Source organism: Variovorax sp. OAS795 (genome assembly GCF_040546685.1).
Lineage (GTDB): Bacteria > Pseudomonadota > Gammaproteobacteria > Burkholderiales > Burkholderiaceae_C > Variovorax.
On sequence record NZ_JBEPOH010000001.1, the window covers coordinates 2441719 to 2454938 of the forward strand.

Annotated in this window: 13 protein-coding genes; 6 read left to right on the plus strand and 7 right to left on the minus strand. The window is 68.6% G+C overall.

Translation table 11 applies throughout. The features are described from left to right. Positions 1–17 precede the first annotated feature (17 nt). On the plus strand, positions 18–1358 hold the full coding sequence (locus ABID97_RS11820; RefSeq protein WP_354398663.1) for an SDR family oxidoreductase: 1341 nt from the start codon (positions 18–20) through the stop codon (positions 1356–1358). Between the two features lie 7 nt (positions 1359–1365). Continuing rightward, positions 1366–1839: a DUF2269 family protein gene (locus tag ABID97_RS11825; protein WP_354398664.1), complete on the plus strand. Its 474-nt coding sequence runs from the start codon at positions 1366–1368 to the stop codon at positions 1837–1839. On the opposite strand, the gene ABID97_RS11830 is transcribed toward ABID97_RS11825, so the two are convergent. The 5 genes from ABID97_RS11830 to ABID97_RS11850 all read right to left on the minus strand — a co-directional run bounded on the left by ABID97_RS11830 (position 1840) and on the right by ABID97_RS11850 (position 5965). Beyond that, positions 1840–2100, minus strand: coding sequence for a hypothetical protein (locus ABID97_RS11830; RefSeq protein ID WP_354398665.1), 261 nt, complete (start codon positions 2098–2100; stop codon positions 1840–1842). Between the two features lie 45 nt (positions 2101–2145). Beyond that, positions 2146–3051, minus strand: a complete 906-nt coding sequence (locus ABID97_RS11835) for a ZIP family metal transporter (protein ID WP_354398666.1) — start codon at positions 3049–3051, stop codon at positions 2146–2148. Positions 3052–3225: 174 nt separating this feature from the next. Continuing rightward, the gene (locus tag ABID97_RS11840; RefSeq protein ID WP_354401740.1) at positions 3226–3645 is read right to left on the minus strand and encodes a PH domain-containing protein; all 420 of its coding nucleotides are present in this window, start codon (positions 3643–3645) and stop codon (positions 3226–3228) included. 41 nt (positions 3646–3686) lie between these two features. Then, positions 3687–5435, minus strand: a complete 1749-nt coding sequence (locus tag ABID97_RS11845) for a hypothetical protein (RefSeq protein ID WP_354398667.1) — start codon at positions 5433–5435, stop codon at positions 3687–3689. Continuing rightward, a complete protein-coding gene (locus ABID97_RS11850; RefSeq protein ID WP_354398668.1) occupies positions 5435–5965 on the minus strand; it encodes a protein-tyrosine phosphatase family protein in 531 nt (176 codons plus the stop codon). The genes ABID97_RS11845 and ABID97_RS11850 overlap by 1 nt, the downstream gene beginning before the upstream one ends. A 201-nt stretch (positions 5966–6166) precedes the next feature. On the opposite strand from ABID97_RS11850, the gene ABID97_RS11855 reads away from it, so the two are divergent. Together ABID97_RS11855 and ABID97_RS11860 are read left to right on the plus strand one after the other, a co-directional pair. Next, on the plus strand, positions 6167–7552 hold the full coding sequence (locus tag ABID97_RS11855; protein WP_354398669.1) for a UDP-glucose dehydrogenase family protein: 1386 nt from the start codon (positions 6167–6169) through the stop codon (positions 7550–7552). 52 nt (positions 7553–7604) lie between these two features. Next, positions 7605–8654: a UDP-glucuronic acid decarboxylase family protein gene (locus ABID97_RS11860; RefSeq protein WP_354398670.1), complete on the plus strand. Its 1050-nt coding sequence runs from the start codon at positions 7605–7607 to the stop codon at positions 8652–8654. On the opposite strand, the gene ABID97_RS11865 is transcribed toward ABID97_RS11860, so the two are convergent. Together ABID97_RS11865 and ABID97_RS11870 are read right to left on the minus strand one after the other, a co-directional pair. Continuing rightward, positions 8573–9529 carry a glycoside hydrolase family protein gene (locus tag ABID97_RS11865; protein ID WP_354398671.1) on the minus strand — a complete coding sequence of 319 codons (957 nt, stop codon included), beginning with the start codon at positions 9527–9529 and terminating at the stop codon, positions 8573–8575. The two genes, ABID97_RS11860 and ABID97_RS11865, sit on opposite strands and share 82 nt — an antisense overlap. Beyond that, positions 9526–10677 (minus strand): inositol-3-phosphate synthase, encoded by a 1152-nt coding sequence (locus ABID97_RS11870; RefSeq protein WP_354398672.1) that lies wholly within the window; start codon positions 10675–10677, stop codon positions 9526–9528. The genes ABID97_RS11865 and ABID97_RS11870 overlap by 4 nt, the downstream gene beginning before the upstream one ends. A gap of 296 nt (positions 10678–10973) precedes the next feature. Between ABID97_RS11870 and ABID97_RS11875 the strand changes: the two genes are divergently transcribed. Both ABID97_RS11875 and ABID97_RS11880 read left to right on the plus strand, forming a co-directional pair. Further along, entirely contained in the window at positions 10974–12092 is a 1119-nt protein-coding gene (locus ABID97_RS11875) for an NAD-dependent epimerase/dehydratase family protein (RefSeq protein ID WP_354398673.1), read from the plus strand. Beyond that, entirely contained in the window at positions 12089–13219 is a 1131-nt protein-coding gene (locus ABID97_RS11880; protein ID WP_354398674.1) for an NAD-dependent epimerase/dehydratase family protein, read from the plus strand. The genes ABID97_RS11875 and ABID97_RS11880 overlap by 4 nt, the downstream gene beginning before the upstream one ends. Position 13220 lies beyond the last annotated feature (1 nt).

The following is a 13220-nucleotide window of genomic DNA, read 5'->3' on the forward strand; positions in this document are numbered from 1 at the left end:
ACCGCGAAAGACGAGCGATGAGAGTGGTGATCGTCGGCGCATCCGGCTTCCTCGGACGCGCATTCGCCGAAGCCCTGGCCCACCGCGGCGCCGACCTGCTGTGCACCGCACGCGACCCCGGGAGCGCACGCGCGCAGGCCACCTGGCCGCAGGCGCACACGCAATGGATCTGCGCCGACCTGGCCCAGGCTCCGCCGGCTTCGTTCTGGGCCGGGCACTTGCGCCGCGGCGATATCGTCATCAATGCGGCCGGGGTGCTGCGCGAGCGGCATGCGGGCGAGTTCGATGCCGTGCATCACCGCGGCCCGGTGCAACTCTTCGAGGCCTGCGCTGCGGCCGGCGTGGCGCTGGTCATCCAGGTCTCCGCGCTGGGCGCCGCAACCGACGCCGCCAGCGGCTATCACCGCAGCAAGGGCCAGGCCGACCACCATCTGCGGCAATGCCGGGTCGCATCGGCCATCGTGCAGCCTTCGCTCGTGTGGGGCGACGACGGTGCGAGCGCCGGGCTCTTTGCCGCGCTGGCCGTGATGCCGCTGCTGGTCCTTCCGGGCGGTGGCCGGCAGCAAGTGCAGCCGGTTCACCTGGACGACGTGGTGGCCGGCGTGCTGGCCTTGGCCGAAGCGCAGCCCGTGGGCAGCCGCACCATCGCGTTCGTGGGCCCAGAGCCGGTGAGCTTTCGCGGCTACCTGGCCGACCTGCGGGTGCAGCTCGGCCATGCCCGCGCCGCATGGGTGCTGCCGGTCCCGGAAGGGCTGTTCCGCTTCGGCGCGCGGCTGGCCGGACAGTTCGAGGCGAGCTTTCTCGATGCCGACACGGCGGGCATGCTGCTGCGTGGCAACACCGCGCCCGCAGACGACTTCGCGCACTGGCTGCGCCGCGCGCCGCGCTCGCATCGCGCCTTCGTTCCCGCCCACCGTGCCGAGGCGCTGCGCCGCGCGTCCTGGCTGGCATGGATGCTGCCGTTGCTGCGCGCATCGGTGGCGCTGGTATGGATCTGGACCTTCGTGGTGTCCATCGGGCTCTATCCGCGTGACCAGAGCCTCGCATTGCTGGCCCGCGTGGGGGCCAGCGGCGCGTGGGCCGAACTGCTGCTCGACGGCGCGGCGGTGTTCGACCTGGCGCTGGGCATCGGCACGCTGGCCCTGCCGGCGGCCTGGCGCGCCCGCGTGCTGTGGCCGCTGCAGCTGGCGTTGATCGGTTTCTACACGGCGGCCATCAGCTGGGCGATGCCGGAATTCTGGCTGCACCCGTTCGGGCCGCTCTCCAAGAACCTGCCGATGTGCGCGGCCATCGCGCTGCTCTGGGCGATGGAGCCGCCCCCGCGCTCCAAGGGTCGCGCAATGCCCACACCGGATTGAACCCGCCATGGAATACCTCGTCCTGAAATACGTGCACGTGATCTCGTCGACCCTGCTGTTCGGCACCGGCATCGGATCGGCGTTCTACCTGCTGGCCACCACGCTCTCGCGCGACGTGCGGGCGGTGGCGGTGGTGTCGCGCATGGTGGTGCGCGCCGACTGGCTTTTCACCGCCACCACGGCCGTGCTGCAGCCGGCCACGGGGCTCTGGCTCGTGCACCGCATGGGCATGCCGCTGTCCACGCCGTGGCTCATGGCCTCGCTGGCCTGCTATGCGCTGGCCATCGCGTGCTGGCTGCCGGTGGTGTGGCTGCAGATGCGGCTGCGCGACCTGGCGGCCCAAGCGGCGCGCGAGGGCGTGCCACTGGGCCCGCGCTACTGGTTCTTCTTCAAGTGCTGGGTGGCACTGGGCGTGCCGGCCTTCTTTCTTTTCCTCGCGCTGTTCTGGCTGATGATCGCCAAGCCCGCGCTCGGCGCCTGATCAGGCGGCTGCTTTCGCGCGCTCGATGATCCCCTGCACCGCGCAGGAAAGGCTCGAGAGATAGCGCGCATCGGCCGAGAACGACCGGCTCATGGCCCTGACGAGCTGGTCGAAGTCCTCGTCGCCGGGGACATTCGCGGCATCGCTCTTCCTGCGCGAGAGCGCTTCATTGATGCGCTTCTGCACCCGCATGTAGTCTGCGCGCAGCAGCACGCTGCGCGCCAGCAGGACGTCCAGGTTCAAATGGTCCAGTGCGGTCATGGATGTTCCTTTCGTGTTCTTCTGGAACGACCGGCATCCTCGGTCTCAGCCCAGCGCCGTATCCAGCACCATCATCAGCACGAAGCCGAGCATCAATCCGCCGGTCGCGAACGCCTCGTGTCCTTGCCTGTGGGATTCGGGAATGATCTCGTGGCTGATGACGAACAGCATGGCCCCGGCTGCGAGCGCCAGCCCCCACGGCAGCAGGCTGGCCATCAGCGTGACCACGGTCGCGCCCAGCACGGCCATGGCGGGTTCCACCAGGCCCGATGCAACGCCCAGGCCCACGGACAGGAGACGCCCATAGCCCACGCCGCGCAGCGCGAGCGCCACCACCATGCCTTCGGGAACGTCCTGGATCGAGATGCCGGTCGCCAGCGCGCCGGCCGCCACCGGATCGGAGCCCGCGAAGGCGACGCCGATGGCCAGGCCTTCGGGCAGGTTGTGCAGCGCGATCGCCAGCACGAAGAGCCAGACCCGCTTCAATTTCATGGCCTTGGGACCTTCCAGTCCTTTCACGAAGTGCTCGTGCGGCACCAGCCGGTCGATGGCCAGCAGCAGTGCGGCACCCAGCAGCACGCCCGCACCCACGATGCCGCCCGCACCCCAGGACCCTGCACCTTGCAAGCGCGCTGCCTGCAGGGCCGGAATCACCAGCGAGAACGAGGTGGCCGCCAGCATCACGCCCGCGCCGAAGCCCAGCATGCTGTCGTAGATGCGCTGGGAGAATTGCTGCGACAGCAGCACCGGGATCGTGCCCAGCGCCGTGGCCAGTGCCGCAAGGCTGCCGCCCACCAGGGCGCCGCGCACGCGCGCATCGCCGCTCGCAATCGCTTCCACCGCTTCGAACGCGAGGAGGCCCAGGCCGACCGCCACAATGGCAAAACCCACGCCGCGCCGCAACGGACGCATCCGGGGACCGCGCGCAAACAGCAGATCAAGCGTCGTCATCTTCGACCAAGAGGAAAATGCCCGCAAAAAAGGCGGCGGCCACCACGGCCGCCGCCAAACTCGCACCCACGTGAACCAGGTCGTCGAGCTGGTGTTGTCCACCTGGCTCGAAGATTCCGGTTGGCCTCGCTGGCGCTGCGTAGGAACCTTTCTCATGTGGGCAGGTTGCGCAGACTACAAGCGGCCCGGGGCCTGGCGCGCCGGCAATCGCTCGAGCAGGTCGGCGAGGAACTCCTGCTGCCGGACCGGCGACACCCACAAGTCGCCATGGGCGCAGCGAAGAAGAATGCGGTCGGACGACAGCGCCGGCGCCCACGCCCAGCCTTGCGCCGGCGTCGCTTCCAGGATCTCTGCGTACGGGATGTGGCGAATGAAGAAGCCAGCCTGCACGCTGAGCGCCTCGGTCCGCAGCGTATAGCGGCACGGAACCGCCATGCAGACGAAGGCCAGGGCCACGGCCGTGGCAAGGCTGCGCATCAGATGCGACAGGGCGGGGTCTTGCCCGCGCAATGCCAGGGCCGCGATGTAGGCCAGCAGGCAGGAAAGCGCCAGCACGATCCAGACCCCCGCCACCTTGGAGCGATAGCTTTGCATGGGGACCACGGCAGCACCTCCTGGGGTTTTCGCGCGCGGCTTCAGCGCAGTGCCAGATGACGGCGCAACGCGCACGCATAGCGCTCGCGCTGGGCCGCGAGGCGTGACCGCTCGACGGCAACGCGGGCGTCCTGCGCGGCCATTTCGTAGTGGCCGAGCTGGAACGCGAGGTAGGCGGGCATGTAGAAGGCCAGCAGTTCCGCGTCGATCGCGCAGCCCTCTTGCAAGAGGCCGTCGCGCAGCCGCGCCACCTCGGAGTCGGCAAGCCCGAACTCGGCCGCGGCGCCTGCCACGTCCCAGGCCGGATCCTGGCAGCCGACGAGGTCGTGGCCCGCGTGATGGTCCACCGCATCGGTCTTCAGGATGGCCGCGCTGCTCGCCAGCCACTCCCATGCGTGCATGCGGTTGTCGGTGCGCACGCGCTGCACGCGATGCCCCAGCCGCGTGGCGTCGCGCGCGAAGCCGTCCCAAGCATGCGCACTGTGGGTGCCCAGGGCTTCGCTGCAGTTCTGCCGGCCCATGTCGCACAAGGCCTGCAAGGAGGCGCCGCTTTCATCCGGCGCCGGAAACGTGCGGGCCCGGAAAGCGATGTAGCGCGCCAGGTGCGCGACCAACCGGGCACGCAGGGCGGCGTCACCCAGGCGGCCCGCCGAGAGCGGTGCCATGCCGCCGTGCCAGCGCTCCACCATGAACCCGTGGCAGAGCCCCGCCACCGCGGGAGAGAAGCCCGCCTCCGCAAGTGCCCTGGCGCAACCGAAGCGCTCGCGTGCGCCGTGTCCGAGCCCGATGAACTTCACGAGCCAGCTGCCGTCGCGCGCGGGGGCCAGGAACTTGCGGCGCTCCTGCCACGGGTGAGCCGGCGCAAGCTCGCCGCCTGCATGCGCACCGCGCCATCCGCCGCCGGTCACTTCCAAGAGCGGCGTGTGCAGCGGGCCCACGATGGCTTCGACCCAGCTTTGCAGCCGATGGGCCGGATCGGCCGCCTGCAGGATCAGTTCGTCCGTGCTCACCCCATGCATCGGAGCCTGCGCCCACAACGCGCGCGTGCCGGGGCTCGCCTGCGCGCCGGGCCCGTTGCCGTGGCCGGGAAAGAGATGGATGCGCTCCGGCGGCACGCCTTCGCCCTGCAGCTGCCGCACCACGCCCGCCATCGACGATCCCGAGAGACCGGGCCCCTCGTCGACGATGGCGTGATGCGCATCCCGCGTCGAAAGCGGTGCACCGCGCCAGGCGACACGGCGATCGAAGGGGTGGCCGGTCGGCCGCACGGTGATGGGCGAGCGGTCCCCCAGTGCAACCGCCACCATGGCCGCCAGGCTGGTGCCGATGCTTCGGAGCCCGATGACGCGCCAGGGCCGGCGCTGCATCCGCTGCGCCGCGACGAAGTAGCTTTCGGGATACAGCGCGTAGAACGCATAGCCTTCCGGCTGCTTCACGTCGATGTCGATGGAAGGCAGCACGGCCGCGCACGGCGTGACCGGGTCATCGAGCATTTGCAGGGGCCCTGAGAAAGCGGAGGTCCAGGACTTCGCGCACAGCGCGGCCATGGCCATCGCCAATGCCATGGCGCCATCCGTTTCGGGCGAACGCGCATCCTGCTTTCCTTCGGCCTCGAAGCGCGCATCCGCGAGGCCTTGTGCCAGTTCGCCGGCCTCGATCAAGGCATCCACGAGCACGCCATGGCGCCCGATGCCGGGGGGCATGGCGCGCGCCGCCGCGAGCTGCGTGCGCAGCCGCGCCAGCTTGCGCGCGACCGGCTCCCGCCGCGTGGCGTCTCCATAGACGAGCATCAGCGGCCCCGCAGGTCGCGGTATGCAATGGCCTGGAACGCGTCGAAATCGGGGATGTCCCAGGCCTTGCGCTGAAGTTCGCGATGGCGGCGCAGCCATTCGCTCCAGCAGGCGAACTGCGCGGGCGAGGGCGAGACCAGGGCCCTGCGGCTCTTCATGCGTTCGAGTGCATCCAGCGGCGCCTCGCCGCGCCACACCATCACGCAGAGCGCGAGCGTGGCCGAGCGGCCGATGCCGTGCTCGCAATGGATCAGCACGCGTTCGCCGCGGTCGAGCGCGGCATCGGCAAAGGCCACGCCATGGTCGAGCTGCGCAGCATCGACGCCGCACATGTCCTCGGTCGGCAGGTGCAGCAGCGTGATCCCGTGCCGCTGGAGCAGGGCCTCGTCGTCCCTGGCCTCTTCGCGCAGGTCGACCACCGCACGGATGCCGTACGAACTCGCAAGCTCTTGCGCGCGCTCGGACGGAAAGCTGCCGCCCACCGCGAGCTGCTGCGTGATCCAGCTGAAATTGGGTTTCCACGTCTTCATCGCCATCATCGGATGAGTGTCTCGGCAATCGGCGTGCCCGGTGCAGTCGGCGTTCGCTTCTGCGTGTGCGGCAAGGCCCTGCTCATCAATGGGATCAACCTCGGTCCACGGTGGTGTCCTGTTCCTTCTCCGAAAAAAATCTGCTAGGTTTTTTCAACACGCTTACACCACACGCAACTGCGAACTTCACCGCCCCCTTTCATGAAAATCTCAGTCCTCGGTACCGGCTATGTGGGTCTCGTCACGGGCAGCTGCCTGGCGGAGCTCGGCAATGAAGTTTTCTGCTTCGACGTCGACCAGCGCAAGGTGGAGATCCTCCAGTCGGGTGGCGTGCCGATCCACGAAGAGGGACTGCCGCAGCTCATCGAACGCAACGTGCGCACGGGGCGCCTGCACTTCACCACCGACGTTGCGCGCGCCGTGCACCATGGCGACCTGATCTTCATCGCGGCCGGCACGCCGCCCGGCCAGGATGGCAGCGCCGATCTGCAGTACGTGATCGCGGCGGGCCGCAGCATCGGGCGCCACATGCAAGGCTTCAAGGTGGTGGTGGAGAAGTCGACCGTGCCGGTGGGCACTGCCGGCAAGCTGCGCGCCGCCATCGAGGAAGAGTTGTCGCAGCGGCGCAGCAATGGCGACCACGCGGCCGGCAGCGGCCTGCACGGCGTTCCCGTGGCGATCGTGTCGAACCCGGAGTTCCTGAAGGAAGGCGCCGCGGTCGACGACTTCATGCGGCCCGACCGCATCGTGGTCGGAACCGAACCCGGCGAGGAGGGACGCCAGGCGCGCGAGGTGATGACGCGCCTGTATGCGCCGTTCAACCGCCAGCGCGACCGCATGATCCACATGGACGTGAAGGCGGCCGAATTCACCAAGTACGCCGCCAACGCGATGCTCGCCACACGCATCAGCTTCATGAACGAACTCGCCAACCTCGCCGAGAAGGTGGGCGTCGACATCGAGCAGGTGCGCCGCGGCGTCGGCTCCGATCCCCGCATCGGCTACAGCTTTCTCTATGCGGGCCTGGGCTACGGCGGCAGCTGTTTTCCCAAGGACGTGCAGGCGCTGGTGCACACCGCCGCCACGCATGGCCAGCGGCTGCACGTGCTGGAGGCCGTGCGCGCGGTGAACGACGCCCAGAAGCTGGTGCTGATCGAGAAGATCGTGCGCCGCTTCGGCGAAGACCTGCGCGGACGGCGCTTCGGCATCTGGGGCCTGGCCTTCAAGCCCGACACCGACGACATGCGCGAAGCGCCGAGCCGCATCGTGATCAAGGCCCTGCTGGTGCGCGGGGCGGAGGTGGTCGCCCACGATCCGGTGGCCATCCCCGAGGCGCGCCGCGTGCTTGCCAGCGACCTCGACGGCATGCCCGAGCTGCTGGCGCGCCTCAGCTATGTCGACAACCCGATGCAGGCGGCCGAGGACGCCGATGCGCTCGTGGTCCTCACGGACTGGAAGGCGTTCAAGAGCCCGAGCTTCAGCGCGCTGAAGACGGCGCTGCGCCAGCCGCTGATCTTCGATGGCCGCAACCTCTACGACCCGGAGATCCGCTCGCAGGGTTTCGACTACCTGGCCATCGGGCGCTGAAATGATCCCGCCGTGCGGCGCGTAAATGAACAAAAGGAACAAGGAGAACGATATGCGCATCTACAACACCCAACGCCGCATCCTCGTGACCGGAGGCGCAGGCTTCCTGGGCAGCCACCTGTGCGAGCGCCTGCTGGCGCAGGGCCACGACGTTCTGTGCGTGGACAACTTCTTCACCGGCACGCGGCGCAACGTGGAGCACCTGCTCGGCAATCCGCACTTCGAGCTCATGCGCCATGACGTGACCCTGCCGCTGTACGTGGAAGTGGACCAGGTCTACAACCTCGCGTGCCCCGCGTCGCCGGTGCACTACCAGCATGATCCGGTGCAGACCACCAAGACCAGCGTGCACGGCGCCATCAACATGCTGGGCCTCGCCAAGCGCGTGCATGCGCGCATCCTGCAGGCCTCGACCAGCGAGGTGTATGGCGACCCGGACGTGCACCCGCAGCCCGAGAGCTACTGGGGCAAGGTCAACCCCATCGGCGTGCGCAGCTGCTACGACGAGGGCAAGCGCTGCGCCGAGACGCTGTTCTTCGACTACCACCGCCAGCACGGCGTGGACATCCGCGTGGCGCGCATCTTCAACACCTATGGTCCGCGCATGCATCCGCGGGACGGCCGCGTGGTGTCGAACTTCATCGTGCAGGCGCTTTGCGGCAATCCGATCACCATCTACGGCGAGGGCCTGCAGACACGCAGCTTCTGCTTCGTCGACGACCTGGTGGAGGGGCTCGAGCGCTTCATGGAGTCCAGCACAGGCGCGGGCCCGGTGAACATCGGCAACCCGGTGGAGTTCACCGTGCGCGAGCTCGCGATGCTGGTGATCCGTCTCACGGGCTCGTCGTCGAAGCTCGCGTTCGCGCCGCTGCCGTCGGACGATCCCTTGCAGCGCCGGCCCGACATCCGGCTCGCCAAGGAGATGTTCGGCTGGCAGCCCAGCGTGCAGCTGGAGGAGGGCCTGCGCAAGACCATCGAGTACTTCGACGGCCTGCTCTCGGCCGGCGAACTTCCCGTGGTTCAGCGTGCCGGCGCGCGCGGCGGTGCCGTGGTGCCGGCATCGGCGAACGGCATCACCGTGCACGCCCGGCTGGACGCGTAGCGCCGGACCATCGCCGCGCAGAACTCGGCAAACTCCTCCGGCTGCTGCGGCGGGCTCGTGTGGTGCGGCGCGATGCCGCGGTGCTCGGGCGTGAAGCAGAAGGTGAGCGTGACGTCGAAATCTTCGATCGCGCGCATCTGGCGGTCGAACCACTGCTCGGCGTTCGGGCGAAAGCTGTCGGCCCAGCTCAGGCCCGTGCGCAGGTGGCGCACGCCCAGGCGCTCGAGCCATCGCACCGCATCGTCCAGGCGGTGGTCCTCGAAGTGGAACCACTGGCAGATGCCCATGGCCGGTGTGCAGGCCGCGAACTGCTCGCACGCGCGCTTGGGCGTGCCGTCTTCGCGCAGCAGCCCCATGTGGAAGTGCCGGTAGTAGCTGGAGCCCTCGGCCTCGCGATGCCGCGTGGTGGCGGGCCAGGCCTGCGGCAGGTCGTACAGCGAATACCAGTAGATGCGCGGCACGCGGCCGATCAGCAGTTCGGCCGTTCGCCTGAGGCCGAACTCCTGTACCTCCTCGGCGCCGAAGGTCGAGACGCCGACCTCGGTCACCCACACCGGCAGGTGCGTGACGGCTTCGATCTCCGCGATGCGCGTGGGCCACTCGTGGATCTGCCAGTTGTTCCAGTCGAGCGGAAAGCCGTGCACCGCGACCGCATCGAGACCGTCGAGCACGCCGCGGTCGCGCAGCCCCGCCATGAAGTGCGCATCGATCGGCGAGATCCCGCCCAGCACCTGCGTGAGCGTGGCGTTCTCGGCGCGCACCGCCTGCGAGGCCAACTTGACCATCTGCGAGTAGGCCGACCAGCCGGGGTCGAGTTCGAGGTCCCAGTGCGACTTGTTGTTGGGTTCGTTCCAGAACTTGACCGCCTCGATCATGCGAGCTTGCTCCCCTTGGCGTGACGTGCGGCGGGCTGGTGCATGCGCGGCCGCGGCACGGGCGGCGCGGCGGCTTCGGCGTCGCCGCGGATGAAAGCCTCGACCAGTTCGCGGGCCTCGTCGTCGGTGAACTGCTGCGGCGGCGACTTCATGAAGTAGCTCGAAGGCGCGAGCACCGCGCCGCCCACGCCCCGGTCCATCGCGAGCTTCGCGCAGCGCACTGCGTCGATCACCACGCCGGCCGAGTTCGGCGAATCCCACACCTCGAGCTTGACCTCGCACTGCAGCGGCACGTTGCCGAAGGTCGTGCCCTCCATGCGGATGTAGCACCACTTGCGGTCGGCCAGCCACGGCACGTGGTCGCTCGGCCCCACGTGCACGTCGGAGCCCTTCATGGGGTGCCCCAGCTGACTGGTCACGGCCTGCGTCTTCGAGATCTTCTTGGACAGCAGCCGCTCGCGCTCCAGCATGTTGAGGAAGTCGGTGTTGCCGCCGAAGTTCAGCTGGTAGGTGCGGTCGAGCCGCACGCCGCGCTTCCTGAACAGGTCGGTGAGGATGCGGTGCACGATGGTGGCGCCCACCTGCGACTTGATGTCGTCGCCGATGATGGGCAGGCCGCGCTCGGCAAAGCGCCGCTCCCATTCGGGCCGCGAGGCGATGAACACCGGCACGCAATTGACGAAGGCGCAGCCCGCTTCCAGCACCTGCTCCGCATACCACTGCGTGGCCTTCTCGGAGCCCACCGGCAGGTAGGACACCACCACGTCGGTGCGCGTCTCCTTCAGGATCTTTGCGACGTTCCGGGCCTTGCCCGGTGCGAGCGGCACCACGTCCTTCAGGTAGGTGCCGATGCCGTCGTGCACAGGGCCGCGCTGCACCGTGACGCCGAGCCTGGGCACATCGGCAAAGCGGATGGTGTTGTTGGGCTCCGCATAGATGGCTTCGCCGAGGTCGCGGCCGACCTTGTGCGCATGCACGTCGAAGGCCGCGCTGAACTCGATGTCCGACGGGCGATAGCCCGCGAGGTCCAGGTGCATCAGCCCGGGAATGAAGTCGCTGCCCTCGGCGTTGCCATAGAACTGGACGCCCTGAACGAGCGAGGAGGCGCAGTTGCCCACACCGACGATTGCGACACGTATCTTGTTCATGCTGGAACCCTTTTTCTTGAATGCCGCTGCGAGCGCGCGAAGCAGCATGGACGCTTTGTTGCTCGCCAATCTACGCCGGTTTTGCGCGCGGCGCGCACGCGAAATCGCTTCAATGCACAGAGCCAACTCTGCAGTGGAGTAACAGGGCATCGCGCCTACACACAGGTAAGTACCTTCGCACATGGACGCGGCATCCTTTCGACGAATTTCAAGGCTCGCCAAGGCGTTGGAAAAGCATGTGGAGCTCACTCCCGGCGCCCCGACGGCGGATCTGAACTCGAAGAAAAAGGGTCTTCATGTCGCAGCACATCCTCATCACCGGCGGCGCCGGCTTCATCGGCTCGCATCTTGCGGACGAACTCCTCTCCCACGGCTACCGGGTCCGCGTCCTCGACAACCTTGCGCCGCAGGTGCACGGCGACAGCGGACGAAGGCCCGACTATCTCGAAGCGGATGTGGAACTCGCCGTCGGCGATGTGTGCGATGCCGCGGCGGTGCGCAAGGCGCTCGAGGGCATCGATGCGGTCTACCACTTCGCATCGGCCGTGGGCGTGGGGCAGAGCATGTACGAGGTGGCGCACTACACGCGCATCAACAACCTCGGTACCGCCGTGCTGCTCGAGGCGCTCATCGAGCGGCCGGTGAAGAAATTGATCGTGGCCTCGAGCATGAGCCTCTATGGCGAAGGGCTCTACCGCACCGCGGCCGGCGAGCTTCGCACCGTGCAGGAGCGCACGCTGGAGCAGCTGCGGCGTGGCGACTGGGAGTGGCGCGACGAGGACGGCGTGGCCCTGGTGCCCGCGCCCACGCCGGAAGACAAGGCGCCGGCGCTGGCGTCGGTGTATGCGCTGTCCAAGTTCGACCAGGAGCGCATGTGCCTGATGATCGGCCGCGCCTACAACATTCCCACCGCGGCGCTGCGCTTCTTCAACGCCTACGGGCCGCGCCAGGCGCTGTCCAATCCCTACACCGGCGTGCTCGCGATCTTCGCCTCGCGGCTGCTGAACGGCAGCCCGCCGAAGATCTTCGAGGACGGCTGGCAGCAGCGCGACTTCGTGAGCGTCTACGACATCGCGCGTGCTTCGCGGCTCGCGCTCGAGATGCCCGCGGCCGCCGGCGAGGTGTTCAACATCGGAAGCGGCGAGGCCTACAGCGTGCGCGACATCGCGCAGCGCGTGGCCGAGGCCGTCGGCAAGGAAAACCTCATGCCGGAGATCACCGGCAAGTACCGCGTCGGCGACATACGGCATTGCTATGCCGACATCTCCAAGGCGCGGCGCGTGCTCGGCTACTCGCCCCGCGTGAGCCTGGAAGACGGCCTGGCCGAGCTCGCGGCCTGGCTCGAAGGGCAGGCCGCGGTGGACCGTGTGGCGCAAGCGAGCGCAGAGCTTTCCGCGCGCGGGTTGGCCATATGAACAGCCGGGACGCAGTGCTCCCTTCCCGGCGCGCCCTCGACGGCAAGGACCGTGTCACGCTCATCACCGGTGGCGCAGGCTTCGTCGGCGCCAACCTGGCGCACCGGCTGCTGTCGGAAGGCCGCCGTGTGCTGGTGCTCGACAACCTCTCGCGTCCGGGCGTGGAGCGCAATCTCGCGTGGCTCGAAGAGAACCATGCGGCCGGGCTCGACGTGATGGTGGCGGACATCCGCGATGCCGCGGCCGTGGAACGCGCCGTGGCGCGGGCCGACCATGTCTTTCATTTCGCCGCGCAGGTGGCGGTCACGACCAGCCTGGCCGATCCGCGCGAGGACTTCGCGGTCAATGCGCTGGGCACGCTCAACGTGCTCGAGGCGGCGCGCGCGCAGCGGGTGCCGCCCTCGGTGCTCATGACCTCGACGAACAAGGTCTACGGCGGCCTGGAAGACGTCGTGCTGGAACTTGAGGGCCAGCGCTACCAGCCGGTGGCGGAGGACATCGCGAGCCACGGCATTTCCGAGGCGCGGCCGCTCGACTTCCACAGCCCCTACGGCTGCTCCAAGGGCACGGCCGACCAGTACGTGCACGACTACGCGCGCAGCTACGGCATGAAGACCGTGGTGTTCCGCATGAGCTGCATCTACGGGCAGCGCCAGTTCGGCACCGAGGACCAGGGCTGGGTGGCGCACTTCCTGCTGCGCGCACTCGACGGCGAGCCCATCACGCTGTTCGGCGACGGCAGGCAGGTGCGCGACATCCTGTTCGTCGACGACCTCGTCGATGCCTTCGTGCTCGCGCAGCACCACATCGGCAAGCTGGCGGGCGGCGCCTTCAACATCGGCGGCGGCCCGCGCAACGTGATCAGCCTGCTGGACCTGCTCGACCAGATCGAGCGGCTCGAGGGCCGGCGCCCCACGACGGCGCACGAGGACTGGCGCACCGGCGACCAGCGCTACTACGTGTCCGACACGCGCAGCTTCGAGGCCGCCACGGGCTGGCGGCCCGCGGTCGGCGCGAAGGAGGGCATCGAGCGGCTGCACCGCTGGCTGCAGCAGATGCGGGCCCAGCCGGCGCCGGCGCGCAAGGCCGGCCAGCGGCGCCCGCTGTTCGCGTTGACCGGGAGGTGAG

Excerpts from the sequence above, each read along its gene's own strand:
- ABID97_RS11845 (WP_354398667.1), bottom strand. The coding sequence starts at position 5,435 with ATGCTCGTCTATGGAGACGCCACGCGGCGGGAGCCGGTCGCGCGCAAG.
- ABID97_RS11850 (WP_354398668.1), bottom strand. The coding sequence starts at position 5,965 with ATGAAGACGTGGAAACCCAATTTCAGCTGGATCACGCAGCAGCTCGCG.
- ABID97_RS11880 (WP_354398674.1), top strand. The coding sequence starts at position 12,089 with ATGAACAGCCGGGACGCAGTGCTCCCTTCCCGGCGCGCCCTCGACGGC.
- ABID97_RS11835 (WP_354398666.1), bottom strand. The coding sequence starts at position 3,051 with ATGACGACGCTTGATCTGCTGTTTGCGCGCGGTCCCCGGATGCGTCCG.
- ABID97_RS11855 (WP_354398669.1), top strand. The coding sequence starts at position 6,167 with ATGAAAATCTCAGTCCTCGGTACCGGCTATGTGGGTCTCGTCACGGGC.
- ABID97_RS11865 (WP_354398671.1), bottom strand. The coding sequence starts at position 9,529 with ATGATCGAGGCGGTCAAGTTCTGGAACGAACCCAACAACAAGTCGCAC.
- ABID97_RS11875 (WP_354398673.1), top strand. The coding sequence starts at position 10,974 with ATGTCGCAGCACATCCTCATCACCGGCGGCGCCGGCTTCATCGGCTCG.
- ABID97_RS11830 (WP_354398665.1), bottom strand. The coding sequence starts at position 2,100 with ATGACCGCACTGGACCATTTGAACCTGGACGTCCTGCTGGCGCGCAGC.
- ABID97_RS11870 (WP_354398672.1), bottom strand. The coding sequence starts at position 10,677 with ATGAACAAGATACGTGTCGCAATCGTCGGTGTGGGCAACTGCGCCTCC.
- ABID97_RS11825 (WP_354398664.1), top strand. The coding sequence starts at position 1,366 with ATGGAATACCTCGTCCTGAAATACGTGCACGTGATCTCGTCGACCCTG.
- ABID97_RS11820 (WP_354398663.1), top strand. The coding sequence starts at position 18 with ATGAGAGTGGTGATCGTCGGCGCATCCGGCTTCCTCGGACGCGCATTC.
- ABID97_RS11840 (WP_354401740.1), bottom strand. The coding sequence starts at position 3,645 with ATGCAAAGCTATCGCTCCAAGGTGGCGGGGGTCTGGATCGTGCTGGCG.
- ABID97_RS11860 (WP_354398670.1), top strand. The coding sequence starts at position 7,605 with ATGCGCATCTACAACACCCAACGCCGCATCCTCGTGACCGGAGGCGCA.